The sequence below is a fragment of the Klebsiella sp. KP20-425-1 genome (assembly GCF_025813515.1).
Taxonomy (GTDB): Bacteria; Pseudomonadota; Gammaproteobacteria; order Enterobacterales; family Enterobacteriaceae; genus Klebsiella; species Klebsiella pneumoniae.
Window position 1 is genome coordinate 2,450,707 of the sequence record NZ_CP109614.1, and the last position, 24,907, is coordinate 2,475,613.

Consider the following 24,907-nt stretch of genomic DNA (forward strand, 5'->3'; position numbering starts at 1 on the left):
GCGGGCGGACATCATAGCATGCGGCCAGAGTAGCGGAGTGGAGGAAAGAAAAAATTGCCGCAACCGGGAGGCGAGGGGCCAGTATATAGCCGCAAGGGTTGGCCGGGAAAATACCGGCGCGCGCTGGCGCGCGTCGGTATGCCGGGAGGCTTAGACCACACCATCCCCGCCGTCAGAACACCACACCTGTCCGGAGGTATATGAGCAGGCATCGGATGCCAGGGTGACATACAGCGGGGCGATCTCTACCGGTTGCCCCGGGCGCCCCATCGGCGTGTCTTTGCCAAACTGTTTCACCTTCTCGTCCGGCTGGCCGCCGCTGGATTGCAGCACCGTCCAGTAAGGGCCAGGCGCTACGGCGTTTACGCGAATGCCTCGTTTCGCCACCTGTTTAGCCAGCGATTTAGTGAAGATCGCGAGACAGGCTTTGGTCTGCGCATAATCGAGCAGGATCGGGCTGGGTTTATACGCCTGCACCGAGGTGGTATTGATAATCGCGCTTCCGGCCTGAAGGTGAGGCAGTGCGGCGCGGGTGATCCAGAACGGCGCGTAGACGTTGGTTTTGAAGGTAGCGTCGAAATCTTCGGTAGTGAGTTCCTCAAGGGTTTCACAGTATTGCTGACGCCCGGCGTTATTAACCAGGATGCTCAGACCTCCCAGCTGTTCCACCGCGTCGGCCACCAGCGACTGGCAGAAGGATTCTGAGCGAATATCACCCGGGAGGGCGACCGCGGTGCGCCCTTCGGCTTTGATCAGGGCGATAACTTCATCCGCATCCTTTTGCTCTTCGGGCAGATAGTTTATCGCGACGTCGGCGCCTTCGCGGGCAAAGGCGATCGCCACCGCACGGCCAATACCGGAGTCGCCGCCGGTAATTAACGCTTTCTTACCGGCCAGTCGTCCGGAGCCGGAGTAGCTGGTTTCACCGTGGTCCGGGGATGGCTCCATTTCCGCATCCAGACCCGGCGGGGTTTGTTCTTGCTCCGGGAACTCCGGACGTGGAGCCGTCTCTTCTGGCAACATGGAGGTGGGTAACTTCTTCATTGGCGGTTTTTCATCTTGCATAGTCATCTCCTTCAGACAGAACGGGCCAGCTCTAAGAATAGGTCAGCTTCTCCTGGCGACAGACCCTGGATGACTCGCAACATCGCAGTCAATGGCCAATCGTAGGCGTAACGGTATGCCTTAACCGACTGATCCTTGGCGTATTTCGGGGGATAGCGTTGCGTTATTATTGCTGACGTTAAATTAGGATTATTCCATCCTTAATCAAGGGCCAAGGGCTATTTTCGTAACGCGCATGATCTTTTTCTCAAGTTACGATGAAGGTGCTGCCTGAATAAACGATGAAGATGTTCATTCGCAAACCATGGTCTATAAAGTAATACCTCTTTAGGGGTAATATTCCTGGGGTTGTGTTCCGCGGGATAAAGAAATATTTATTCATTAAATCGTTTGCATTTTTTTACAAACGGCCGTTGGACGTTTCTGTTTTACCCGCCGGTGAACATAACCTACGTCAAATAAAGGAGTTGTGTGAGGTATATTTTATCTTACCGCTTCGTTAGTAAAGCTTTATTTTGTCAGTGCGCGGATGGGTATCTGAAATTAATTTGACTCCTGCAGGCATTCCTCTAGTGTTAGATATCGAGGGCGATGATTTGTAACAGGGTCATTTTCCATTTACCAACCGATATTGATCAAACCAAAGGTGAAAATTATGGCAGAGCATAGAGGCGGTTCAGGTAATTTTGCAGAAGATCGTGAGAAAGCATCCGAAGCCGGGCGTAAAGGCGGACAGCACAGCGGCGGGAACTTTAAAAATGATCCTGAACGTGCATCCGAAGCCGGTAAGAAGGGTGGTAAGAACAGTCATGGCGGCGGCCGTAAATCCGGTGACAGCTAGCGACTGATGAGCTGTGACGCCGACAAATCGGCGTTGAGACAAAACCTGTGGGCCAGATGGTCCGCAGGTTTCTGCATATTCAGGGTTTATTTATCTATAACGACATTCATTATCCGCGATGTGGGGAAACTAAAAGGTGAGGAGGAAATCGCCGCATCACTAGCAATTAAAGACGGCCGCAGCGGCAATAAATTAGCCGGACGGTAAAGACAGAAAATAACGGAACGGGACAATACGCAACGCTGTTTTCTTTTTTATGCTTAGGCAAAAGAAAGACATTTTCAGCGTAAGGTTTAGCGCCTGACGCAGCGGTCAGAGCGTCGATAAAATGGTCGCTCAATATTGTTCGGTCCTAAGGTAATAAAATGAAGTTGACGCCAGTGTTTATTAAGCGCTGTCATCTTGTCGCCGCCGTTATGTGGGTGGGTCTGGCGATACCCTCGTTAATCTGGTGGAAAGACAGCGTACTGTGGGTCATTCTCATCAGTATTTATGCCAATATTGTTGGCCATTTATCCGGATATAGCGCAGCGCGAGCTGACCAGGCGGCGGAAGAGAGTGAAGATTCCACGTCAAAATAAAAGGTTAATGATCAGAGGTGTATATGACGGATATTGAAAATTATCACAACTGGCTTCGCGATGCGCATGCCATGGAAAAACAGGCTGAGTCGCTGCTGGTGGCCACCATCAGACGCCTCGATAATGAACCGCAGTTACGCACCCGCCTTGAACAACATCTCTATGAAACCCGACGGCAATTGTCCGCCCTGCAGGATATCATCGCCCGCAACCATATTTCCCGCTCTGCGCTGAAGGATGCGATGAGCCGGGTGGCGGCGTTAGGACAGACCATTGGCATCATGCTGCCCGGTGATGAGGTTATTAAAGTGATTATCACTGCCTACGTTTTTGCCCATTTTGAGGTCGCCTGCTATACCGCTTTATTAACGGCGGCGAAAAGAGTAGGCGACCACAGCGCGATGCATACACTGGAGGGTATCCTGGCTGAAGAGAGAGGAATGGCTGATTGGCTGCTCCATTATCTGCCAGCGCTGACCGGGCAATATCTTATGGATACCGATATGCCTGGCGTTGAGGCCGGGCATTAAGCCGCCGGAGAACGCTATGGTCAAACGGCAAACCATCGCGCTCCTCGCCGCCGAGGAAGAGGTTCCGCTGGTATTAACCGCCAGGCAGCAGGCGCTGGTGGACGCGGTAGCGAACAGGATGCTACCAGCGGAACGCAATCCCGTATCGCCTGTCGGCAAACCGCGCGCGAAGGCCAGGGCGGGGTCCGGATCGCGCTGAGGCGGCTGACAGGGACGGGCAGAACGCGAGGTGAGAGTGATGCAACGGGAAGAGTGGTTTCACAGAGCGGTCATCTATCAGGTTGACAGTTCGCTCTTTTATGATGCCAATGGCGATGGTTTTGGCGATCTCGCGGGCATTCGCCAAAAGCTACACTACATTCGCAGCCTCGGAGCGACGGTGCTCTGGCTGACTCCGTTCTATCTCACTCCTCTGCAGGATGATGGCTATGATATCAGCGATCATCTGCAGCCCGATCCGCGGTTCGGCACTATCGCTGACGTGATTGAGCTGATTGCCCGCGCCCGCGAGCTGGGACTGCGGGTGATCGTTGAGCTGGTGATCCAGCACACCTCCGCGCAGCACCCGTGGTTCCAGGCGGCGCGACGCGATCCCCGGTCGCCGTGGCGGCCGTATTATCTGTGGGCCGATCGGCCGCCGGAAAACGACGATCCTCCCATGTTTCCCGGCGTTGAGGAGAGCGTCTGGCGCTGGGACGAACAGGCTGGGCAATATTATCGCCACATGTTTTATCACCACGAGCCCGACCTTAATCTCGCCCATCCGCCGGTGATCGCTGAAATCGAAAACATTATCACCTTCTGGCTGCAGGCTGGGGTGTCTGGCTTTCGTCTCGATGCCGCGTCACATCTGGTCAAGCAGGCCGGAAAGGGCGACGAGACGCGCGGCTACCCGCTGCTGACCCATCTCCGGCAGGTTGTACAGCGCCTCAATCCCGATGCGATACTCCTGGGTGAAGTGGACGTCGCGGTAGAAGATTACCGTCATTATTTCGGCCAGGGCGATCGGCTGCAGATGGTGCTTAATTTCTGGCTTAACAAATACCTCTACCTCAGCCTGGCGCAGCAGCGCGCCGCGCCGGTGGTGAAGGCCCTGCAGGCGATGGTGACCCCGCCGGACGGGTGCTGCTTCGTCAACTGGCTGCGCAACCATGATGAACTGGATCTTGAGGGGATTGGCGAGCGCAACAAGCGCCAGGTTATCCGCACCTTTGCCCCTGATAAATCGATGTCCGTTTACCAGCGCGGCGTACGCCGAAGACTGGCGCCGATGCTGGACGGCGATACCCGACGCATAGCGTTAGCCCATGCTATCCTGCTGGCGCTGCCCGGCGTGCCGGTGATGCGCTATGGCGACGAGATTGGCATGGGTGACGATCTCTCCTTACCGGAGCGCTACGCGGTCAGAACGCCGATGCAGTGGTCAGCCGCGGCCAACGCCGGCTTTTCCCGGGCGGCGCGGGATGATTTGCCGGTAAAACCGGTGGCCAGCGGGCGGTTCCGCTACCAACGGATCAATGTCGAAACGGCGCTGCGCCATCCCAGGTCGCTGCTGCATCGGGTACGCAATATGGTATTGGCGCGCACGGAATATACTGAACCGGGCTCCCTCCCTTTTACTCTCCTTACCCTAAAGCCCGACGCGGTGCTGGGCTTGCTCTATCGCAGCGAATCGCGGGAGGTACTGATGCTGGCCAACTGCAGCCAGCAGGCGGTAGAGGTCCTGCTCCCGCCGCTGGCCGAGGGCTACTGGAGCCCAATTCTGGAAGATAAGCTCTATCAGGATGGGCTGCACGGCGGGAAAGATGCGCGGCTGGCACTCTCCGGATATGGTTACCGTTGGTTCAGCCGCAGCCTGAGTTAGCGCCGTTTTCCGGAACGACGGAACAACGCCCGCAGCGCCATCGTCGCCACCGCTACCCCGACGCCGGCGGCGACTTTACCCGGGAGATCGGCGCTGATGGTGACTGCTTTACGCCGTGCGCCATCGTTAAAGGGGCCGTGGCCCGGATGATTGCCGCGCACCGGCGTGAACAGGTCGTCCTGTTGGTCTGACGACTTTGGCTGACCGGTAAACTGTCCCTCCCACGCTTTTTTCACCATCAGCCGATCGAGCAGACGAGGGAAGAAGACCTGGCCGAGGATCGACTGGATGGTGCTTTTTCCGACCCACAGCTCGTTGACCGGGCGCTGGATGACGCTGTAAATAGCCTCGGCGGCGACTTCCGGCTGATAGACCGGGGGCACCGGCTGCATGGCCTGATCCATTTTGTTTCGCGCCCAGCCAAACTGGGCGGTGTTCATCCCCGGCAGTTGCACCATGGTCAACTGGATGTGGCTTTTCTCATGCATCAGTTCGGTACGCACGGCATCGGTAAAGCCGCGGATCGCCGCTTTCGCTCCGCAGTAAGCCGACTGCAGTGGGATTGAACGCCAGGCCAGCGCCGAGCCGGCCTGAATAATCACCCCCCGATCCCGGGGGATCATGACCTCCAGCGCCGCGCGGGTGCCGTTCACGTACCCGAGATAGGTCACCTCCGTCACCCGGCGAAACTCCTCCTCGCTCATCTGACGAAAGGGCGCCAGCACGGTGGTCATGGCGTTGTTGATCCAGACGTCGATTGCCCCGAGGGTGGTTTCCACCTCGGCGGCGGCGCGCTGCAGCGCCCCGGCGTCGACGACATCGGCGCTAATAGCCAGCGTTTTAATGCCAAACCGTTCACAGGCCTGTCGCGTCTCCTGTAAACCCGTTTCGTCTCGGGCGATCAGCGCCACGTGATATCCAGCGCGGGCGAAACGCAGCGCGGTAGCTTTGCCCGCTCCCGCGGTTCCACCGGTAATAACCATCACAGACATAGTGACCTCATTATGTTTTGGCTTTCACAATATTGACTGTACGGATCGGTTAATTATTTCTCACCAATGGCAATGACGAGGTGGGAAATATCCTGGAATAAGCGCAGTGTGAATCAGGCGGCATCTCCTGGTTAGTTTCGGCAGATCCTACATACTTCGGCGAAGGCGTTCTATAATTTGTAGGATCCCTGACAACCAGCGAGGAGGAAAAATGTTAATGTTGAACGTTGTTAACGGTGAAAAAGAAGAGGATGACGCCACTCGCGCTCCGGAATCAGGTGATAAACAACCGGAGCGTGATAAATAGCGAAGCCGATACTATTCCTGCTCAGGAATAATGGATATCTGGCCGTTACGCTCGAGAATAGCGAATTTGATCGCTTTCAATTCATAAATGCCATGGTGCTGCCTGGCCGCCAGCAGGATATCATCGACAGAGATATTGACGAGCTTAATCTTCTCGTCGATGACAGCACCATTTTCCACCACGATAACCGGCGTACCATCGAGAAAATTTTCTGCCTGAGCAAATTTTTTCTTAATATAGCCGAACAAAATATCAATACTAACCAGGGTGACGATAGTCAGCATCGACCCGGTAACCGAATAGTCTGTGCTGAGCATTGCCTGCTGGGTGGCTTCGCTGATAATCAGCAACAGTATCAGGTCAAAGTTGGTTAATTGCATCAGGGTTCTTCTGCCGGCAATCTTAAAAATAATCAACAGGATCAGATAGATTGCTGCGGCTCTAAGGACCATTTCCATAGCGACTCCTACGGATAGACAAACTGCTGCCAGGTTACAGAATAGCGATCGTTAACTACCGCCTGCAGAGAGATATTACCGGCCGTTTTTGGGGTAACGGCTAACCACACAGATATCGGTGAAGGGGGGTTCGACCGCTGATAGACGAGATGTAATTTCCCCTCGGCGCTATACATTTTATCCGGCTGCGGACGGATATCACCGATCTGGTAGCGGGTTAATAACGGGGCGGCGAAGCTGATAATGGTGTCGCTGGCCGTATCCGGTTTAATCTGAATATTAAGCTCGGTTTCACTCATCAGCCTGGCATAGCGCTGATAATCGACGCTTAATTCGCCTCCACTGGTTTCCCGGTGTGCTTCACTGAAATAACCGGAGGACCACAGGCCGCTTAACGCGGTAAGAATGATGAGACTCAAAACAATTATCCCATAGCGGCGGAAGCGATATTCAAAGCGTAAGGAGCGTTCATTCTCATCGACGATAGGACAAGGCTGTTGATTCTTAATCATTAATATTTTCCCCGCGTTTCGTTTCGCCAGGAGCGTAACGATAAGGACATTCTTATATTAGACGATATCAGAACAATTGACTTTGTAAAAATGGCCAGCCTCAGCCAGGCTTTATTCTCATCGTCAGCAAAAAACGGAGGCATGATGAAAAAACTAGCATTGGCCATGGCCTGTCTGTTTGCCGTAGGTGTCGCGCAGGCGGACGATAAGGGAGGGTTTAGTCAGGATGCCGCGCCGCCGCCGCCGCACAAACTCGATGACGGCTATCGCGGCGTCGAGGATGGCCGGATCATGACCGTTGAGCAGGCGAAAACCATGCACGATGGCGCGACCGTTTCGCTGCGCGGCAATCTGCTCAAGCGGCAGGGAGATGACCGTTATCAGTTTCGTGATAAAAGCGGCACCATCACCGTTATTATCCCGGTCGCCGCGTTTAACGAACAACACGTAGAGCCAGACGATCTGGTCAATATCAACGGCAGTCTGGATCGCAAAATGACGCCGCCGGTCGTGCGAATCGATCGTCTGCTCAAGCAGTCGCCTAAGTAAGCGGAGCACGTCGATATGAGCACCTTTTCTCACTCGCAAGACGAAGAGCGCGGTAAGCAACCTGCCCGTGAGGCGCCCGGGGAGCAGGGCGAAGTTCCGCGTAAACGGGACGACAGCAAGGATGACAAATCCGATCCCTGGCATCCGCAGGATGGCCGATAGCGTCACCAACGACACGAAAACCACGGGAACGTGGGAGCCAGAGGCTGCAAAAAGACGCAGCTTCGGCATCACGCACTATACTTTTTGTTCGACATCACTACAGGAGGAATCAAATGGCGATTCATAAGAAAGGGCTAGCGCACTGGGAAGGCGACCTGAAGCATGGCAAAGGCACCGTGTCGACAGAAAGCGGGGCGCTGAGCCAGCAGCCCTACGGATTTAACACCCGTTTTGAGGGGGTGAAGGGCACCAACCCTGAGGAGCTGATCGGCGCTGCACATGCCGCCTGCTTTTCGATGGCCCTGTCGCTGATGCTCAGCGAAGAGGGATATACCGCAACGTCCATTGACACTACCGCAGTGGTCACCCTCAATAAAACCGACGGCGGCTTTGCGATTACCGATATCGCGCTGCAAAGCCAGATCGTCCTGCCGGACGTGTCTCCGGCGGCGTTCGATGAGATCATCCAGAAAGCGAAAGCAGGCTGCCCGGTATCGCAGGTGCTGAAGGCCAACATTACCCTCGATTACCAGCTGAATCCGTAAGCCGTCGTGCCCGCGTGCTGCGGGCACTCTTTCCGCAATATCTCTCCCAATGCTGTCCAACAGTGGTATCTTTTGTCCTTTAGTTGCACGTAAGGGATACCATCATGATCGGCATTCGCCGGATGATCGAGGCGCAGGTGCTCGGCCTGACCGGCATGGCGCTAAAAGAGATCGACTTTGAACGACCCAAAGGAGAGCCGGGGCTGTTTGGTCCCCAGTCGGCCATCTGGCAGGTGCACGGCGATTTTACCTCGATGCTCTGCGGCGGCATTAGCGCGCTGTTGCTGCAGATGCTGCATCCTCTGGCGCTGGCCGGCGTCTGGGATCACTCTCGTTTTCGCGAGGATATTTTGGGCCGCCTGCGCCGCACCAGCCAGTTTATTTCTGCCACCACTTTTGCCACTACTCCCGACGCCGAACGGCTAATCGCCAAAGTACAGGGGATCCATCAGCGGATCGCCGGGGTGGATAAGGACGGAACCCCGTATCAGGCGAGCGACCCGGCGCTGTTAACCTGGGTGCACGTCGCCGAGTGCAGTCGCTTTATGGCTTCCCACCTGCGCTACAAGCGGACGGTGGTCAGTCCCGAGCGCCAGGAGGACTATTTTCGTGAGTCGGCGGAAATCGCCCGGCGGCTGGGGGCTCGGGATATCCCTCAGACACCGCAGGAGGTGGCGGACTATCTCGAGGCGATGCGCCCGCGACTGCGCTGCGACGAACGTACCCGGGAGGTAGCCGAGGTGCTGCTCTCCACCCGTCTGCCGGGGCGGATGAGCCAGCCGGTCGGCCGGGTGATGATGAACGCAGGAATTGACCTCCTGCCGGAATGGGCGCAGGAGATGCTGGGATTGTCGCTCACGCCGCTGCAGCGGCGCACGACGCGCCTGATGGTGCATGGCGTGGCCCGCGTACTGCGCGCCTCGGTACGCAACGGCGCCTGGCATTGCGCTATGCGCCGGATGACGGAGGCGTGATTCAGTTCGCTTGGCCCAGGTGACCGGCAATCAGCGCCTGCAGACTGCCATCCGCCCGCCACTCGCTAAGCGCGTCGTTTACCGCGTGAAAACGGTCCACGTCCGCCCGGGCGACGCAGATGGCCTGCTGGATCTCGGTAAAATTATCCGCCAGTACCCGCACCCCGGCGTGCTGACGGGCTGTCGCCTCCAGCGGCTGGCGGATGCCGGCGACCATATCCCCTTCACCGGCGAGGAAGGCGTCGATTGCCTCCTGCGAAGAGGGAAGGCGATGCAGGCTGGCGTGCTGCAGATGGCGGGTTAGCCATAGATCGTATGCGGCGTTTTGTCCGACGTTAATGGTGGTTGCCGGGCGATCCATGTCGGCCACGCTCTGGCAGGGCGAATCAACGCTGACCAGCGCGGTACCCTGGATGGTGATATAGGGCGAGGTAAAGCGCAGGGTGGCTTCCCGCGCCGGATCGATGGCCAGAAAGGCAATATCCCAGTGCTCGCCACCGGCGTCAGCCACCACTTTACCCGCGGCAGGATAGGGAACGAATTCGGCGCTGACGCCCCAGCGCGTCGCCAGCCGATGGCTGAGCTCGACGGTGATGCCCGCGGGCTTTCCTGTCTCCCCGAGATGGGCCAGGACCGCATTGCCCAGATTAATGGCGAAACGCAGCCGGGATGGTTTGTTATGTGACATCGCTGACTCCTGTGGTGGCTAAGCTAAAGTGGCCCGACCTGTGGCCACCCTTCAAAAGATAGTTCATTGGCGCAAGGTTGCAGCGTTCCAACGGCACATACAGTAAATAGTCATTACCGACCGCCGCGATATCGTTAAACGGCAAGGCAATGGCTTTTATATTGTTAAGCATAAACTCAGTTTGTCAGTTTATTCTTCCCGCTCACAAAGGGAGAGAAATAATGACACAACATAATTTTGAAAATGATAATAAATATCATGAGCGTTCGGTGCAGGCGCGAAAGAGTACCCTTGTTAGCGTGGTGGTTAATATTTTCCTTTCTGCCTTACAGGTAGTCGTGGGAATATTTTCCGGCTCTCAGGGATTAATTGCCGACGGAATGCACTCTTTTTCCGATCTGGTCGCCGATGGCGTGGTATTGATGGCGAATAAAAAGAGCCGTCGACCGTCTGACCACGATCACCACTATGGCCACTGGCGCTATGAGAACGGCGCCTCCCTAATCATCGGCGCGATGCTGCTGCTCGTCGGGGGTGGCATGCTATGGTCCGCGGCGGGCCATCTCGCGCAACCGCAAACTATTCCGCCGGTGCACAGCGCGGCGCTGTGGATGGCGCTGGTGGCGCTGGCCGTCAAGGAGGGGCTGTTTCGCTATATGCTGGCGGCCGCCAGGCGGCTGAATTCGTCACTGCTTATCGCCAATGCCTGGCATGCCCGCTCTGACGCCGCATCCTCCCTGGTGGTGGCCCTGGGGATTATCGGTAATCTGGCCGGGTTCGCCTGGTTCGACCCGCTCGCCGCGCTGGCGGTGGGGCTGCTGATTGCGCGCATGGGCTATCGTTTCGCCGTCAGCGCGCTGCATGATTTAATGGACCGTGCGGTTGATGAAGAGATGCAGCAGGCGATCGCCGATACGCTGCGAACTACGCCGGGCGTGGCGGGCCTCCACGATCTGAAAACCCGTAAGGCGGGGGATCTGGTGCTGGTGGATGTCCATCTCGAGGTGGCTGGCGAGATGTCGGTAGCCGAAGGGCATCAGATTGCCCGTCACGCGCGGGAGCGGGTGCTGGCGCAGCATCCGGTGCTTAATGTGATGGTGCATCTCGATCCCTGCGAAGCGCAGGGGTTGACGAAAGCGGTCTGATACACCCGGTAGCCTAAGCGGAAAAATGAATTGGCTCAGCGGTTATTTTTTCTTCTGAGCCATTATTGCTGGCGCATTGATTGCCTGAAATATAAAAAAGGCCCATACTAAAAACGCCATTACCATCGCTAAATAATGGCGCAGATCTGCCCATCGCAGTTAACGATAAAATAAACCAATCGGCTCATAGATAATCTCTATTCTGTATTCAGAGATAATGACCAGAGCGGTAATTCAGGAAGTCAGACAATGATCATTCGGCCAGAACAACACTGGTTTCTTCGCCTATTTGACTGGCACGGCTCCGTGCTGTCGAAAATCATCTTTCGCCTGCTGCTAAATGTGCTGATGTCGATCATCGCCATTATCAGCTATCAATGGTACGAACAGTTGGGGATCCACTTAACCGTGGCGCCGTTCAGCCTGCTGGGGATTGCGATTGCGATTTTCCTCGGCTTTCGCAACAGCGCCAGCTACAGCCGCTTCGTCGAGGCGCGCAATCTGTGGGGGACGGTGCTTATCGCCGAACGCACGCTGGTGCGTCAGCTGCGCAATATCCTGCCGGCGGAACACGATGCCCATCGCCGCATCGTCAGCTATCTGGTGGCCTTTAGCTGGAGCCTGAAGCACCAGCTGCGCAAAACCGATCCGACGGCTGACCTGCGGCGGTTGCTACCGGAGGAGAGGGTGACGGAGATCCTCGCCAGCTCAATGCCCACCAACCGGATCCTGCTGCTGGCCGGCAACGAAATTGGCCAGCTGCGGGAGGCGGGCAAGCTCAGCGACATCACTTACGGGCTGATGGACAACAAACTCGACGAGCTGGCGCACGTGCTGGGCGGTTGTGAAAGGCTGGCCACCACCCCGGTGCCTTTCGCCTATACCCTGATCCTGCAGCGTACCGTCTACCTGTTCTGTACGCTGCTGCCGTTCGCCCTGGTCGGCGATCTGCACTACATGACGCCGTTTGTCTCGGTCTTTATCTCTTATACCTTTTTATCGTGGGATTCGCTGGCGGAAGAGCTGGAAGATCCGTTCGGCACCGCAGCCAATGACCTGCCGCTGAACGCGATGTGCAATACCATCGAGCGCAATCTGCTCGACATGACCGGTCAGCATCCGCTGCCGGAGACGCTGCGTCCGGATCGTTACTTCAATCTGACCTGAGCCTGGCCCACCGGGCGGTTTCGCTGCCCGGTCATCACTTTCCGTAGCAATTTATCCGTCACAGCACCGCGGTGAAAACCGCAAAATTTGCAAATAAGTTAAATTTAACACCTGATAGATAACATCAATTATACAGAATTGTGGTGTATGTTATTATTCAGTTAACAAACGCAGTACCTACGCTTTCCCATCGTACTATCCTTGAGAAACAGCATTCTTTTCAGGTGACGCCATGCGATTCACGCTTCGTCGCCGGGGTTGTTGTACGCCTTTTTCGGCTAGCGACAGCCAGAACAGAGCAGCAGGAGTAAAGAGATGACCAATAAAAGACGCGCGGTTCCCGGTGTTCACCCCTATGACGGTCCGGCAGGCGGGTGGGGCGCGTTGAAGGCCACGGCCATCGCCGTGCGCACCCAGATGGATGCCTTTGAGGCGCCCGCCACGCTGCTGCGTACCAACCAGCCGGACGGTTTTGACTGCCCGGGCTGCGCCTGGCCGGATAAAGAACATAAATCGACCTTCCAGTTTTGCGAAAACGGCGCCAAAGCCGTGACCTGGGAGGCGACCACCAAACGGGTGACACCCGCATTCCTCGCGGCAAATACCGTATCTTCCCTGCTGGCAAAAAGCGATTTTGAACTGGAGGGCTACGGCCGCTTAACCCATCCTTTGGTTTACGACCGGGACAGCGATACCCTGCGTCCGGTGGCGTGGGAGCAAGCCTTCGCCCGTATCGGCGAGATCCTCCGCGGCCTGCAGCCGGATGAGGTTGAATTCTACACCTCTGGCCGAGCCTCCAACGAAGCGGCGTGGCTGTTCCAGCTGTTTGCCCGCGAGTATGGCACTAACAACTTCCCCGATTGCTCCAACATGTGTCATGAATCCACCAGCGTGGGCCTGCCACAGTCGATCGGCATTGGTAAAGGCACCGTCTCCCTCGACGATTTTGACCAGACCGAGCTGGTGATCTCCATCGGCCATAATCCGGGCACCAACCACCCGCGGATGATGGGCACCCTGCATGAGCTATCCCGCCGCGGCGTGCCGATTATCGTTTTCAATCCGCTGCGTGAACGGGCGCTGGAGCGTTTTGCCGATCCGCAGAACGTGATGGAGATGGCGACCCGGCGCTCGACGCCGATCGCCTCGACCTACTACCAGGTACGGGCCGGGGGCGACGCGGCGGCGCTGAAAGGGATCGCCAAAGCGCTGCTGCAGCTGGAGGAGGAACAGGGCAATGTGCTCGACCACGCGTTTATCGCCCAACATACCCAGGGATTCACCGCCTTCGCCGATGACCTCCACGCCACCCGCTGGCAGGATATCGAGCAGGAGTCTGGCCTGACGCGCGAATCCCTGACCCAGGTTGCGGCGGCTTACGCCAAATCCAGGGCCACCATCGTCACCTACGGTATGGGCATCACCCAGCATAACAAAGGCACCTCCAACGTGCGTCTGATTGCCGACCTGCTGCTGATGCGCGGCAATATCGGCAAGCCGGGGGCCGGGATCTGTCCTTTGCGCGGTCACTCGAACGTCCAGGGTAACCGCACTGTCGGGATCAGCGAAAAACCCTCCGCGGCTTTCCTCGACAGCCTGCAGCGGGTGATGGGGATTACGCCGCCGCGGCATCATGGCCACGATGCGGTAAAAGCCCTGGAGGCCATGATCGCCGGCGAAGCCAAAGCGCTGATCTGCCTTGGGGGCAACTTCGCCGTGGCGATGCCGGACCACGAACGCGCCTTCCCGGCGATGCGCGGCCTTGAGCTCAGCGTTCACGTCGGCACCAAGCTCAACCGCTCACATCTCCTGACGGCGAAAGAGACCTTTATTCTGCCGTGTCTGGGCCGCACCGAGCTTGACCTGCAGGCCAGCGGCCGGCAGTCGATCACCGTCGAGGATTCGATGTCGATGGTGCATGCTTCGTCGGGCAAGCTTAAGCCCGCCTCGCCGATGCTGCGCTCGGAGCCGGCGATTGTCGCCGGTCTGGCGAAGGCCACCTTGCCCGCCAGCAAAGTGGACTGGCAGTACCTCGTGGAAGACTACGATCGCATTCGCGATCTGATCGAACAGACCATTCCTGGGTTCGAGGATTATAGCCAGCGCATTCGCCATCCTGGAGGCTTCCGCATGCCGCTGCCGCCGACCGAGCGCATCTGGCCTACCGCCACCGGTAAAGCCATGTTCTCGGTATTTAAAGGGGTGCATGAGAACGTGGTGGTGGAGGGTGAGGACGTGATGCGCCTGGTGACGCTGCGCAGTCATGACCAGTACAACACCACCATCTACGCGATGGATGACCGCTACCGTGGCGTCTTTGGCCGCCGCGACGTGCTGTTTATGAACGAGCAGGATATGGCCGCCCAGGGTCTGGAGCATGGCGATCGGGTGGATATCCATACCGCGCTGCCGGGAAGCGCGCTGACGCTGGAAGATATCACGGTGGTGGCCTACGGCATTGCGCCGGGCACCGTCGGCGCCTATTATCCGGAAGCCAACGTGCTGGTGCCGCTGAACTATCTCGATGAAGAGAGCGGCACCCCTTCGTATAAGTCGGTTCCCGTTCGCCTGACGCTGCGCTCGAAAGAGATCCGTCCGCTGGCCGGCGGGCGCTAAAAAGGTATAGCGCAGAGCGGCGTCGCGCCGTCCTGCGCCCCGCAGCACCTCGTGATGTCCTCGCTTGAATTTATCGCTAGCGAAACTAACATTCTGGTAACCTGTGCGCGGCCCCGGGGGTGAACGGCGGGGTTCAAACGGGAAAGAGAATGGATATTAAGCAACTCAAGTATTTGATCGCGCTCGATCAGACGCGCCATTTTGGCCAGGCGGCGGCGGCCTGTCATATTACCCAGCCGACGCTCTCTATGCGCATTCGTAACCTGGAAGAGGAGCTGAACCTGACGCTGATCCAGCGCGGCCAGCGCTTTGAGGGGTTTACCCCGGAGGGAGAGCGGATCCTGGCCTGGGCGCGGGCGGTGCTGGCCGCTCATGACGGCCTGGCGGCAGAGGCGGCCATCTGTCGCGGGCAGATGGTCGGCCAGCTGCGGGTCGGTATGGTGCCGCTGGCGAGCCTCAATCCGATGCAGTTGATTAAACCCCTGGCGGAGAAATTTCCGGCGCTGCAGTTCAGCCTGTTGTCGATGACCTCGGAGCAGATTATCGATGGCGTCAGCCGTAATCAGCTGGATCTGGGGATTTGTTATCTGCAGCATCTGGATGAAGGTCAGTTCAAGATTGCTCGCTTGCCGCAAACCCGGATGGGGCTCCTGCACGATAAACGCCATTTCGACTTCAGCGCCGGGACGCCGGGATGGGAGACGCTGGCGACGCTGCCCCTCGGCTTTCTGACCAAGGGGATGTATTACCGGGAATCGATTGAAATCAGCTTTAAGGCCAAAGGGCTAACGCCGGGGTATGTCTTTGAAAGTGATTCGACGTTTCAGATTATCCAGGCGGTGCAGGCGGGGATCTGCTGCGCCATTATGCCGCTTAACAACGGCCTCGAAGCGCTAAGCGATAATCTTGAAATTCTGCCGATCGCCGAAACCCATGTTGATTCACAGCTGGCGCTGATTATGCGCCAGCAGGAACCAGTCTCGACCCTGGCGGAAAAATGCTTCGCCGAGGCGCAGGGGATATTTGGCTGAGGCCGGGCCGCCGACCTGGCGGCTTGTCACTAAAATGCCTAAACGCCCCTCTGATGGGAGAGTGTCAATATAGCCCCGGTGATGCTGGACCGTTGGTAAAAGTGGTATTGCGGCGCCGCTTAATGCTGTCCAGAAGTTACAAGCCTTAATGACAATTTTTTATCCCTCCTGCAGTACACATCACAAATATTAACTATGGCAACAGTCGTCATTCACTCAACAAGTAGGGAAACCGTATGGATATGGAAGCAACCGTCATGGAACTCATCATTAACGCCGGTGAGTCCCGCAGTCTGGCGATGCAGGCGCTGCAAGCCGCCAGAAAAGGAGTGTGGCAGGACGTTGATAGGCTGATGCAGGACGCCGCAGATGCCGCAAAACGCGCGCATGATGTACAAACCATGCTTATTGGTATGGATGAGGGCTGCGGCAAAGTACCGGTTAATCTTATTCTGGTACATGCCCAGGATCATATAATGACCTCTATGCTCGCGCGGGAGTTGATCGCGGAGCTTATTGAGGTTCAGCGCCAGCTGCAACATCGCAACTGATAAAATATGTCGCCGCCGGCACCCTCGGCGGCGACCGCCATCAGATATTCTCCAGACGAATGCCCCGCGTTCTCGGGCCGAAGATCCCTACCGACAGCATCACCATCAGCATACTGACGACGATAAAGCTAATTACTCCCGGCGTGCCGGCGTATTGCAGAATAATGCCGATCAGAATGCTGGTCACCGCGGTCGAGAGCCGGCTGAACGAGTAGCAGAAGCCGACGGCGCGGGCGCGAATATGGGTCGGGAAGACCTCGGCCTGGTAGGCGTGGTAGCTGATGGTCAGCCAGGCGTTGGACCAGGTGATCATAAACCCGCAGATCACCAGCAGAATCGGGTTGTTTTGCAGAGCGAACAGGGTGCCGAAGATAACGGTCATCAGCGCGGAGAGGACAATCTGCCACTTGTTTTCAAAGCGATGCACGAAGCGGGTGCAGAACAGGCAGCCCAGCGGATAGGCGAGGGTGATAAAGAAGGCGTACAGCAGGCTATGGGTGATGCTGGCGCCCTGACCGGAGAGCAGCGCCGGCAGCCAGTTGCCAAAGCCGAAGAAACCGATCGCCTGGAAGAAGTTCATCACCATCAGCATCAGGGTGCGCTGCCGATACTCCGGCGCCCAGATTTCGCGGAAGGTGCCGCGTTTGACGACGCTCTGTGCCGCATGCGCATGCTTCGGCGACGGCGTCAGGCCGCAGCGGGCTTCCATCTCACACATCACCGTATGCGCGTCATCATGCCGCCCTTTGCTTTCCAGCCAGCGGGCTGACTCCGGTAGCTTTTTGCGGATAAACCAGATCGCCAGCGAGAACAGTGCGCCAAAGATGATCACCCAGCGCCAGCCGCTGAGGCCGAACAGGGTGGTCGGCACCAGCATCCAGGACATCAGCGCCACCGCCGGAACCGAGAGGAACTGGATGAAGAAGGCAAAGGCAAAGGCTTTATTGCGCAGATGGGTTGGCACCCATTCGCTGAGGTAAGTATCAATGGTCACCAGCTCAATGCCGAGGCCGATCCCCACCAGAAAGCGGAAGAAGATCACCCCTTCCGCGCTACTCTGCGTCGCCATCAGCAGCGAAAAAAGACCGTACCAGGCGAGCGCCACCATAAAGGTCAGGCGGCGGCCCAGTTTGTCCGCCAGCGGCGCCAGCAGACTGGCGCCGATAAACAGCCCCATAAAGGTGGCGGAGGCGAAGGCCGCCTGGTCGGCGATGCCGAAGATGCCCGCCTGTCCGGTGTGGAAAATGCCCTCCGCCAGCAGGCCCGCGCTGATATACCCGGTCTGGAAGAGATCGTAGAGCTCAAAGAAGCCGCCAAGTGAGAGCAGGGTAATAAACGACCATAACCCAAATGAGGCGGGCAGCGCATCAATGCGTCCGGTTAAGCTGGCGTGCGGTTGTCCTGGCGAAGCATAGGGCGTTTCGCCGAGAACCTGGGTGGTAGACATGGTGTTGTGTTCCTCAGGAAGAATGGTTTGCCTGCTAATGTTAATTGATTGTTAATAGTTTTAAATTTTTAATCCTTAGCCTTAGCGACATTCTTTAGCGTAAGATCGCGCTGGGGAGACATAAAGATGATATTCATGCTGGTTTTCGCCGCATCCCAGCGACGGAATTGAAGTAAATCACCGCTGACGGCATTTTAGTCGCCTGGCGATGTCACGCTACGCAGGACCCGCGAAAGACAAACTAAACGAATCGTCACCGGCGGCGTTTTCGTGCTTTACCCATCATTACCCAGGGCTATAATGTGCCCACTTTTATTCAGGAGTCATACGTTGGACAGTCACCCTTATTGCGATTTTCCGGCAAGCTAACGCGATCATTTCGCTGCTTGCCGTCCCGGCGGGCAGCAATCTCTCAGTTCCGGATTGCCTCCCTCAATAATTTATGCGTCATTGAGCGCGAGAGGCAGCGTTATGTTTATGTTTTGCAGACCCTTATTTCCTCCACCATCATCCACCCGCTAATCGCCCGGCGCGGCTGAGCGCTACATCTGTAATTTTTGGCTTTCTGTTTTCTGGAGGAAGGCGCGATGGTATTTCCTTATATGACTCATTTACTCGCGGCAATGTTGTTGGGGGCGCTGATCGGCGCGGAACGACAGTGGCGGCAACGTATGGCCGGTTTACGCACCAATGCCCTGGTGGCCACCGGCGCGGCGGTGTTTATTCTCAGCGCGATGTCGGCCTCGCCGGACAGCCCGGGGCGTATTGCGGCGCAGATCGTCTCCGGTATCGGCTTCCTTGGGGCAGGGGTGATTATGCGCGATGGCATGAACGTCCGCGGCCTCAATACCGCCGCCACGCTGTGGTGTTCGGCCGGGATCGGCGTACTCTGCGGCTTGGGACAGTTCTGGAACGCGACGGCGGCTACGCTGATTATTCTGTGCGCCAATATCCTGCTGCGCGAGGCGGCGCAGCGCATTCATGCCTTGCCGGGGGCCGGTGACGAAGAGAAACGCTATGTCTTACGCGTCACCTGTCTGCGCGAACATGAAAATGCCGTACGTCAGCTGTTGCTGAATATTGCGCAGCAGCAGCGGTTTACCCTGCAGGGATTGCAGTCGGCGGCGGCGGACACCGCGGACCATCTGGAGATTTGCGCGCAGCTGATTAGCCATAAGCAGCACCAAAAAACGCTGGCGCAAATTATGGCGCAGATGGGCGTTCAGCAGAACGTCACATCGGTGCACTGGCGTGTCGGAGAGGCGTAGGGCTGGCGGCGGAGCAGCGGAAACGGCCGCTCGTCGCGCGATTCGCCATCCCGCGGGAAAGCGGCTAGAATGGCCTCCTGGCAGGAGGTTATAAGAATGTTAAATAATGGATGTGTACCCTCGGAATTTGGTCCCACAGAGGTGACGGCTAATTTTCGTTTTACCCGCGTGATGGCCGAGCAGGCGGCGCGGGCGCGTCTGACGCTGGACGACGATCAGCTGTCACTCATCGCCCGCCTTGACGCCCTCGGTCAGCAGTTGGTGTCCACGACAGGCAGCCCGCAGGGGGTATACGTCTGGGGACGTACCGGGCGAGGGAAAAGCTTTATCCTCGACCACTTTTTCGCCAGCCTGCCGCTCGCCGCCAGGCGGCGGGTCCATTTTCATCACTTCTTCCGCGAACTGCACCAGCGGCTGAATGCCCCCGGAGCGCCCGACCTGCAGACGGTGATGAGGCAGATGACATCCGGTTGCCGCCTGCTATGCTTCGACGAATTTCATCTGCACGACCCCGGCGACGCCATGCTGATTAAAGCCTTGCTGGAACACCTCTTTCAACACGGTATCGTGCTGCTGGCCACCTCAAACTACCCGCCGGAGATGCTGCTGCCCAATCCGCTGTATCACGATCGCTTTTTACCGTCGATCGCGCTGATCCGCGCCCATCTAACGGTGGTGGCGCTGAACGGCGAGGAGGATTATCGCGTACGGCATCTGAGCCAGGATAACGCCTTCTGCAGCGGGCGGATGTGGGTTAATCCGAATGCACAACAGCGTCAGCTGTATGACCTGCCGTCGCTGCCTGGCGAACCGGTTTCGCTGACGGTAGGCTATCGCACGCTGCTGGCGGCCGCGGCGTCGCCCGCGTTGCTGCACTTCACCTTTACCCAGCTTTGTCAGGCCGCCACGGCGGTGATGGACTATCTGACGCTCTGCGAAAGCTATGCCGTCTGGCTACTGGACGAGGTGCCGCCATTGGCTACGGTGGGGCCGGCGGCCCAGCAGCGCTTTATCAATGTGATTGATGTGCTGTATGAAAAGCAGATCCGCCTGCTGCTGGTGACCCGCTGCGACCTGGAGACGCTGGTGGCAGGGGTGGAACTGGAGGATATTCAACGAACGCGGAGTCGACTGCAACAGCTGCCGCGGGCGGTATAAGAAAAACGCCCCGGCGGGAGCCGGGGCGAGAGGATTACAGATCGAAGCGGTCGAGGTTCATCACCTTGGTCCAGGCGGCAACGAAGTCATGCACCAGCTTCTGCTGCCCGTCGGCGCAGGCGTACACTTCCGCCAGGGCGCGCAGTACCGAGTTGGAGCCAAACACCAGATCCACGCGGGTGGCGCTGTACTTCGCTTCGCCGGTTTTACGGTCGCTGCCGGTAAACAGCTCCGCGTTATCATCGGCCGTTTTCCAGACGGTAGCCATATCAAGCAGATTGACGAAGAAGTCATTGCTGAGCACGCCGACGCGGTCGGTAAACACCCCGTGTTTGCTGCCGTCGTAGTTCGCGCCCAGTACGCGCAAGCCACCGACCAGCACGGTCATTTCCGGGGCGGTTAGCGTCAGCTGCTGCGCTTTATCGATCAGCAGGGTTTCCGTCGAGACACCGCCTTCGATACGGCGATAGTTGCGGAAGCCATCCGCCAGCGGCTGCAGCAGATCAAACGACTCGACGTCGGTCTGCTCAGGCAGAGCGTCGACGCGGCCTGGGGTAAACGGCACATTGACGCTGACGCCGGCGGCAGCGGCCGCCTGCTCAACGCCGACCACGCCGGCCAGCACGATAATATCGGCCAGCGACGCTTTGCCGGAGGCGCGCTGGATCGCCTGCAGGGTCGGCAGCACCCGGCTGGCGATGGCGTTAACCGGCCAGTCTTTCTGCGGGGCCAGCGCCAGACGCGCGCCGTTAGCGCCGCCGCGTTTATCGCCGCCGCGGAAGGTGGAGGCGGACGCCCAGGCGACCGAGACCAGCTCACTGACCGACAGGCCGGCGCCGGCGATGGCGGTTTTCAGGCTGGCGATATCTTCCGCGCTCGGCTGATGGGTCGCTGCCGGCAGCGGATCCTGCCAAATCAGATCTTCTTTCGGCACTTCCGGCCCGAGGTAACGGGATTTTGGCCCCATATCACGGTGGGTCAGCTTGAACCACGCCCGGGCGAACGCCTCGTTAAAGGCCTGCGGATCGTTGAGGAAGCGGCGGGAGATTTTTTCAAACTCCGGGTCGAAGCGCAGGGTCAGGTCGGTGACCAGCATGGTCGGTTTGCGCTTTTTCTCCGGGTTAAACGGATCCGGGATAATCTCCGGCGCGTCTTTGGCTTCGAACTGGATCGCGCCAGCCGGGCTGCGGGTCTGCACCCATTCGTATTTGAACAGGTTTTCGAAAAAGTAGTTGCTCCACTGGGTGGGCGTCTGCGTCCAGACCACTTCCAGACCGGAGGTGATGGCGTCCGCGCCTGCGCCGCTGCCGTAGCTGGAGTGCCAGCCCAGACCCTGCGCTTCCAGCGGCGCGGCTTCCGGCTCGGCGCCGACGTGGCTGGTTTCTGCGGCGCCGTGGGTTTTGCCCAGCGTATGGCCGCCGGCGATCAACGCGACGATCTCTTCATCGTCCATCGCCATATTGCCGAAGGTGGCGCGAATGGCCGCCGCGGCGGACAGCGGCTCGCCGCTGGCGTTCGGACCTTCCGGGTTGACATAAATCAGACCCATTTCGGTGGCCCCGATGGCCTGTTTCGCCAGGCTTTCCGGATGACGGTGGGCCAGCCACTCTTTCTCATCGCCCCAGTCGACGTCGAGATCCGGTTCCCAGACGTCTTCGCGACCGGCGCCAAAGCCAAAGGTGCGGAAGCCGGCGTTTTCCAGAGCGACGTTACCCGCCAGCATGTAAAGGTCGGCCCAGGAGATTTTCTGGCCATATTTCTGTTTCACCGGCCACAGCAGACGGCGGGCCTTATCGAGGCTGACGTTGTCAGGCCAGGAGTTCAGGGGAGCAAAGCGCTGCTGTCCACGACCTGCGCCGCCGCGACCGTCAACGGTGCGGTAGGTGCCGGCGCCGTGCCAGGCCATACGAATAAACAAGCCAATATAGCTACCCCAGTCTGCCGGCCACCACTCTTGCGAATCGGTCAGCAGCGCTCTGAGATCAGCCTTCAGCGCGGAGTAATCGAGCTTTTTAAACTCTTCCCTGTAGTTAAAATTCTCACCCAACGGGTTGGAGCGATTGGAGTGCTGGTTTAACAGATCGACACGCAGCTGGTTCGGCCACCAGTCGCGGTTGGCGGTGCCGCTGCCGGCGCTCTGTTTTGGCGTCTCGGCGTGGAAAGGGCACTTCCCGGCGGATGCATTGTTGGATGGGTCGTTAGACGTGCTCATATCAGGCTCCGTTTGCTTTTGTGAATGCCGTTACGATATACACTGCTACCAATAAGCGATATTTGAATGAATCTACGGATTTAATAGCTATTTCCGTTCAATGAAGGGTTAGGCAACCCCCTGGTGGGACCGTGTCGGCCTGGAGATTGAGATTAACCTCATTAGTAACCATAGCCGTAACGAGGCGGCAAAGGAAACGATCCGCGTCAAGCTGGGCGAAGGAATGCTAATTGTTTGAGATATGACAAGTTTTACTACGAATCTCGCATTAGCGCTGCCAGTAGGGCGGCGATCCAAACACGTCGGCAAAATAGTCAATCACTGTCCGCACGTTGAGAGAGGGATGGCGGGTATAAGGATAAATCGCCGCGATATACGATTGCGTGTGGCTGATGGCCGCCGAATAGCGATCCATCAGCGTGACTAATGTCCCGTTGTGCAGCGCCCCGCTGACCATCCAGTCGGGAAATAACACGATCCCCATCCCGCCGATGGCTGAAGTGAGCAGGGCATCGGCATTGTTCGAGGTCATGAGCGGGGTCAACGGATAGTGCACCCATGCCTCTTCGCGCTGGCGAAACAGCCAGCGGTTGGCTCCCTGCGAACCGCCATACACCAGCGTGCGATGTTGATGCAATGCCTCCGGCGAAGTCGGGCTGCCGTACCGTGAAACATACTCCGGGGAGGCGGTCAGGTAATAGCGCTGGCTGCCAAACACTCTGGCGTGATAGCCCGCGTCCGGCAGGCTGCTGATGCGAAAAAGGATATCCGTCGCATCGCGATGGGGATCGATAAAATCGTCTGTCAGCGTCAGGTCAAACTGCAGTTTGGGATGCCGGGCCGCCAGTTCCGGAAGCCAGGGGGCGATATGCCGCTGACCAAAATAGACCGGCGCATTGATCCGCACCAGTCCGCCGGGGACCTGTGCCCGATCCTGTAACGCCCGTTGCGCGTCGGCGTACTGTCCCAGCAGTTCCCGGGCGGACGCTGCGAAAAGGCGTCCTGCTTCGGTCGGTACCACGGCACGGGTGTTGCGGTAGAACAGCTGCTGCCCGAGGGCATCTTCCAGCTGCTGGATGGTTCGCGAGATCAACGAGGGAGAGACCCCTTCGCGGCGGGCCACTACGGAAAAACTCTGGTTATCGTAAACCGCGATGAAAAGCTGAAGGGCGCGAAAATCGACGCTGCTGGCATCGGCCATCTGTGCAATTCCTGCAATAGTGTTTTCTGCATTATACCGTTTATCGCATCAGCACGCTGTTTTATCCTCAGCCGCCTGTTGTACAGAGGAGGCGCAGTAATGGCGTTATTATTCATTTTATTAGTGATTGCCGGCGGCATGGGATTATCGGTCGAGGCCGGCCTGCTGGGGCCGCTGGCGAGCCAGGTGGGGGATCTGTGGGCAACCATGAGCATCTTTGGGATTGGCGCAGTGTTAACCTTTTTTCTGATGCTCTTTTTCAGCCCGCGTAGCAGCCCGTCGTTCTTTTCTCTGCCCGGCTGGCAACTCACCGGCGGTCTGTTGGGGGCGGGGTACGTGGTGATCTTGACTGTGGCGACGCCGGTGATTGGTATTGCCATGACCATGATCGGCATCCTGGCGGGTCAGGTGGCGAAAAGCCTGGCGATCGACCATTACGGGTTATTCGGCAGCCCACGGCGCAAAATCGATCCGCGGCGCGCCATGGCGCTGATGTTGATTATGGCGGCGTTACTGCTGGTGGCTCTGGGTTAAGGAGGGGAAATGGATACGATAGTGATCATTCTGGCGCTGTGCGGCGGCGCATTGCTTAGCGTCCAGGCGGCGATAAATGGCCGTCTTGGCAGCCAGGTGGGGGTGCTGCGCAGCGCCTTTTTAACCTTCGCCACCGGCGCGCTGGTGACGGGATTGCTGATCCTGTTTTTTGCTCCAGCGACGTCGGTAAACCTGCTACAGGTGCCTAAGTGGCAGCTGCTGGGCGCTTTTTGCGGCGTGCCCTACATCGTCATTATGGTGCTGGCGGTGCAGCGGATAGGCACCGCTACGGCTACCGTGGCGGTGATCTTTGGCCAGCTGATGATGAGCCTGCTGATCGACAACTTTGGCTGGCTGGGCAACAGCACGATGGCGTTCTCGCCGGCGCGACTGGCGGCGGTGATATGTCTGGCCCTCGCGCTGTACTTAATCTACACCTCAGGGAAGTCGGCTACCTCCCACGAGGCGGCCCGCGCAGAACAGTGAGCTGCGCCGACGCGTCGGGCATC

Annotated in this window: 27 protein-coding genes; 18 read left to right on the forward strand and 9 right to left on the reverse strand. The window is 57.9% G+C overall.

Annotated elements, in window-relative coordinates:
* Positions 1-150: 150 nt before the first annotated feature.
* The gene (locus tag OHJ17_RS12030; RefSeq protein ID WP_020316423.1) at positions 151-1,065 is read right to left on the reverse strand and encodes an SDR family oxidoreductase; all 915 of its coding nucleotides are present in this window, start codon (positions 1,063-1,065) and stop codon (positions 151-153) included.
* Positions 1,066-1,720: 655 nt separating this feature from the next.
* Here OHJ17_RS12030 and OHJ17_RS12035 point away from each other — a divergent pair.
* From OHJ17_RS12035 to OHJ17_RS12055, 5 genes are all read left to right on the forward strand, one after another.
* A complete protein-coding gene (locus tag OHJ17_RS12035; protein ID WP_004143718.1) occupies positions 1,721-1,906 on the forward strand; it encodes a con-10 family general stress protein in 186 nt (61 codons plus the stop codon).
* A 365-nt stretch (positions 1,907-2,271) separates the two neighbouring features.
* Positions 2,272-2,487 carry a hypothetical protein gene (locus OHJ17_RS12040; protein ID WP_004143717.1) on the forward strand — a complete coding sequence of 72 codons (216 nt, stop codon included), beginning with the start codon at positions 2,272-2,274 and terminating at the stop codon, positions 2,485-2,487.
* 23 nt (positions 2,488-2,510) lie between these two features.
* The gene (locus tag OHJ17_RS12045; protein ID WP_004151243.1) at positions 2,511-3,017 is read left to right on the forward strand and encodes a ferritin-like domain-containing protein; all 507 of its coding nucleotides are present in this window, start codon (positions 2,511-2,513) and stop codon (positions 3,015-3,017) included.
* Between the two features lie 16 nt (positions 3,018-3,033).
* A complete protein-coding gene (locus tag OHJ17_RS12050; protein ID WP_020324736.1) occupies positions 3,034-3,216 on the forward strand; it encodes a hypothetical protein in 183 nt (60 codons plus the stop codon).
* Positions 3,217-3,255: 39 nt separating this feature from the next.
* Complete coding sequence (locus OHJ17_RS12055; protein ID WP_004184169.1) at positions 3,256-4,881, forward strand: alpha-amylase family protein; 1,626 nt, start codon at positions 3,256-3,258, stop codon at positions 4,879-4,881.
* On the opposite strand, the gene OHJ17_RS12060 is transcribed toward OHJ17_RS12055, so the two are convergent.
* The 3 genes from OHJ17_RS12060 to OHJ17_RS12070 form a co-directional block, all read right to left on the reverse strand.
* Positions 4,878-5,873 carry an SDR family oxidoreductase gene (locus OHJ17_RS12060; protein ID WP_004151245.1) on the reverse strand — a complete coding sequence of 332 codons (996 nt, stop codon included), beginning with the start codon at positions 5,871-5,873 and terminating at the stop codon, positions 4,878-4,880. The genes OHJ17_RS12055 and OHJ17_RS12060 overlap by 4 nt on opposite strands.
* Positions 5,874-6,191: 318 nt before the next feature.
* Entirely contained in the window at positions 6,192-6,638 is a 447-nt protein-coding gene (locus tag OHJ17_RS12065) for a DUF421 domain-containing protein (protein ID WP_004148482.1), read from the reverse strand.
* A gap of 8 nt (positions 6,639-6,646) precedes the next feature.
* Positions 6,647-7,150, reverse strand: coding sequence for a hypothetical protein (locus OHJ17_RS12070; protein ID WP_023287680.1), 504 nt, complete (start codon positions 7,148-7,150; stop codon positions 6,647-6,649).
* 144 nt (positions 7,151-7,294) lie between these two features.
* On the opposite strand from OHJ17_RS12070, the gene OHJ17_RS12075 reads away from it, so the two are divergent.
* The 4 genes from OHJ17_RS12075 to OHJ17_RS12090 all read left to right on the forward strand — a co-directional run bounded on the left by OHJ17_RS12075 (position 7,295) and on the right by OHJ17_RS12090 (position 9,380).
* A complete protein-coding gene (locus tag OHJ17_RS12075) occupies positions 7,295-7,699 on the forward strand; it encodes a YdeI family stress tolerance OB fold protein (RefSeq protein ID WP_002906035.1) in 405 nt (134 codons plus the stop codon).
* 15 nt (positions 7,700-7,714) lie between these two features.
* A complete protein-coding gene (locus OHJ17_RS12080) occupies positions 7,715-7,861 on the forward strand; it encodes a hypothetical protein (RefSeq protein WP_002906033.1) in 147 nt (48 codons plus the stop codon).
* Between the two features lie 113 nt (positions 7,862-7,974).
* Complete coding sequence (locus OHJ17_RS12085; protein ID WP_002906030.1) at positions 7,975-8,406, forward strand: OsmC family protein; 432 nt, start codon at positions 7,975-7,977, stop codon at positions 8,404-8,406.
* 104 nt (positions 8,407-8,510) lie between these two features.
* The gene (locus OHJ17_RS12090; protein ID WP_009485847.1) at positions 8,511-9,380 is read left to right on the forward strand and encodes an oxygenase MpaB family protein; all 870 of its coding nucleotides are present in this window, start codon (positions 8,511-8,513) and stop codon (positions 9,378-9,380) included.
* 1 nt (position 9,381) lies between these two features.
* On the opposite strand, the gene OHJ17_RS12095 is transcribed toward OHJ17_RS12090, so the two are convergent.
* Positions 9,382-10,068 carry an ABC transporter substrate-binding protein gene (locus OHJ17_RS12095; protein ID WP_004184165.1) on the reverse strand — a complete coding sequence of 229 codons (687 nt, stop codon included), beginning with the start codon at positions 10,066-10,068 and terminating at the stop codon, positions 9,382-9,384.
* Entirely contained in the window at positions 10,058-10,240 is a 183-nt protein-coding gene (locus tag OHJ17_RS12100; protein ID WP_004143707.1) for a hypothetical protein, read from the reverse strand. Before OHJ17_RS12100 ends, OHJ17_RS12095 begins: the two co-directional genes overlap by 11 nt.
* A 49-nt stretch (positions 10,241-10,289) precedes the next feature.
* On the opposite strand from OHJ17_RS12100, the gene OHJ17_RS12105 reads away from it, so the two are divergent.
* The 5 genes from OHJ17_RS12105 to OHJ17_RS12125 all read left to right on the forward strand — a co-directional run bounded on the left by OHJ17_RS12105 (position 10,290) and on the right by OHJ17_RS12125 (position 16,578).
* The gene (locus OHJ17_RS12105) at positions 10,290-11,213 is read left to right on the forward strand and encodes a cation diffusion facilitator family transporter (RefSeq protein ID WP_004151892.1); all 924 of its coding nucleotides are present in this window, start codon (positions 10,290-10,292) and stop codon (positions 11,211-11,213) included.
* 249 nt (positions 11,214-11,462) lie between these two features.
* Positions 11,463-12,380 (forward strand): bestrophin family protein, encoded by a 918-nt coding sequence (locus tag OHJ17_RS12110; protein WP_004148478.1) that lies wholly within the window; start codon positions 11,463-11,465, stop codon positions 12,378-12,380.
* Positions 12,381-12,695: 315 nt separating this feature from the next.
* The gene (locus OHJ17_RS12115) at positions 12,696-14,996 is read left to right on the forward strand and encodes an FdhF/YdeP family oxidoreductase (protein WP_023287678.1); all 2,301 of its coding nucleotides are present in this window, start codon (positions 12,696-12,698) and stop codon (positions 14,994-14,996) included.
* Between the two features lie 149 nt (positions 14,997-15,145).
* Entirely contained in the window at positions 15,146-16,027 is an 882-nt protein-coding gene (locus OHJ17_RS12120) for a LysR family transcriptional regulator (RefSeq protein WP_023287677.1), read from the forward strand.
* Positions 16,028-16,263: 236 nt separating this feature from the next.
* On the forward strand, positions 16,264-16,578 hold the full coding sequence (locus tag OHJ17_RS12125) for a PTS lactose/cellobiose transporter subunit IIA (protein WP_004180041.1): 315 nt from the start codon (positions 16,264-16,266) through the stop codon (positions 16,576-16,578).
* A gap of 40 nt (positions 16,579-16,618) precedes the next feature.
* On the opposite strand, the gene OHJ17_RS12130 is transcribed toward OHJ17_RS12125, so the two are convergent.
* Positions 16,619-18,025 carry an MFS transporter gene (locus OHJ17_RS12130; protein WP_023287676.1) on the reverse strand — a complete coding sequence of 469 codons (1,407 nt, stop codon included), beginning with the start codon at positions 18,023-18,025 and terminating at the stop codon, positions 16,619-16,621.
* Between the two features lie 587 nt (positions 18,026-18,612).
* Here OHJ17_RS12130 and OHJ17_RS12135 point away from each other — a divergent pair.
* Together OHJ17_RS12135 and zapE are read left to right on the forward strand one after the other, a co-directional pair.
* Positions 18,613-19,293, forward strand: a complete 681-nt coding sequence (locus tag OHJ17_RS12135) for an MgtC family protein (protein WP_002906011.1) — start codon at positions 18,613-18,615, stop codon at positions 19,291-19,293.
* Positions 19,294-19,389: 96 nt separating this feature from the next.
* Positions 19,390-20,451 (forward strand): cell division protein ZapE, encoded by a 1,062-nt coding sequence (zapE, locus tag OHJ17_RS12140; RefSeq protein WP_032433124.1) that lies wholly within the window; start codon positions 19,390-19,392, stop codon positions 20,449-20,451.
* A 34-nt stretch (positions 20,452-20,485) separates the two neighbouring features.
* Here zapE and katG read toward each other — a convergent pair whose 3' ends face one another.
* Together katG and OHJ17_RS12150 are read right to left on the reverse strand one after the other, a co-directional pair.
* Complete coding sequence (gene katG, locus OHJ17_RS12145) at positions 20,486-22,663, reverse strand: catalase/peroxidase HPI (protein ID WP_009485840.1); 2,178 nt, start codon at positions 22,661-22,663, stop codon at positions 20,486-20,488.
* 268 nt (positions 22,664-22,931) lie between these two features.
* Positions 22,932-23,864: a LysR family transcriptional regulator gene (locus tag OHJ17_RS12150; RefSeq protein ID WP_032433123.1), complete on the reverse strand. Its 933-nt coding sequence runs from the start codon at positions 23,862-23,864 to the stop codon at positions 22,932-22,934.
* A gap of 99 nt (positions 23,865-23,963) precedes the next feature.
* Here OHJ17_RS12150 and OHJ17_RS12155 point away from each other — a divergent pair, with 99 nt between their 5' ends.
* Positions 23,964-24,398: a DMT family transporter gene (locus OHJ17_RS12155; RefSeq protein ID WP_002905764.1), complete on the forward strand. Its 435-nt coding sequence runs from the start codon at positions 23,964-23,966 to the stop codon at positions 24,396-24,398.
* Positions 24,399-24,407: 9 nt separating this feature from the next.
* A complete protein-coding gene (locus tag OHJ17_RS12160; protein ID WP_019705686.1) occupies positions 24,408-24,884 on the forward strand; it encodes a DMT family transporter in 477 nt (158 codons plus the stop codon).
* Positions 24,885-24,907: the final 23 nt, after the last annotated feature.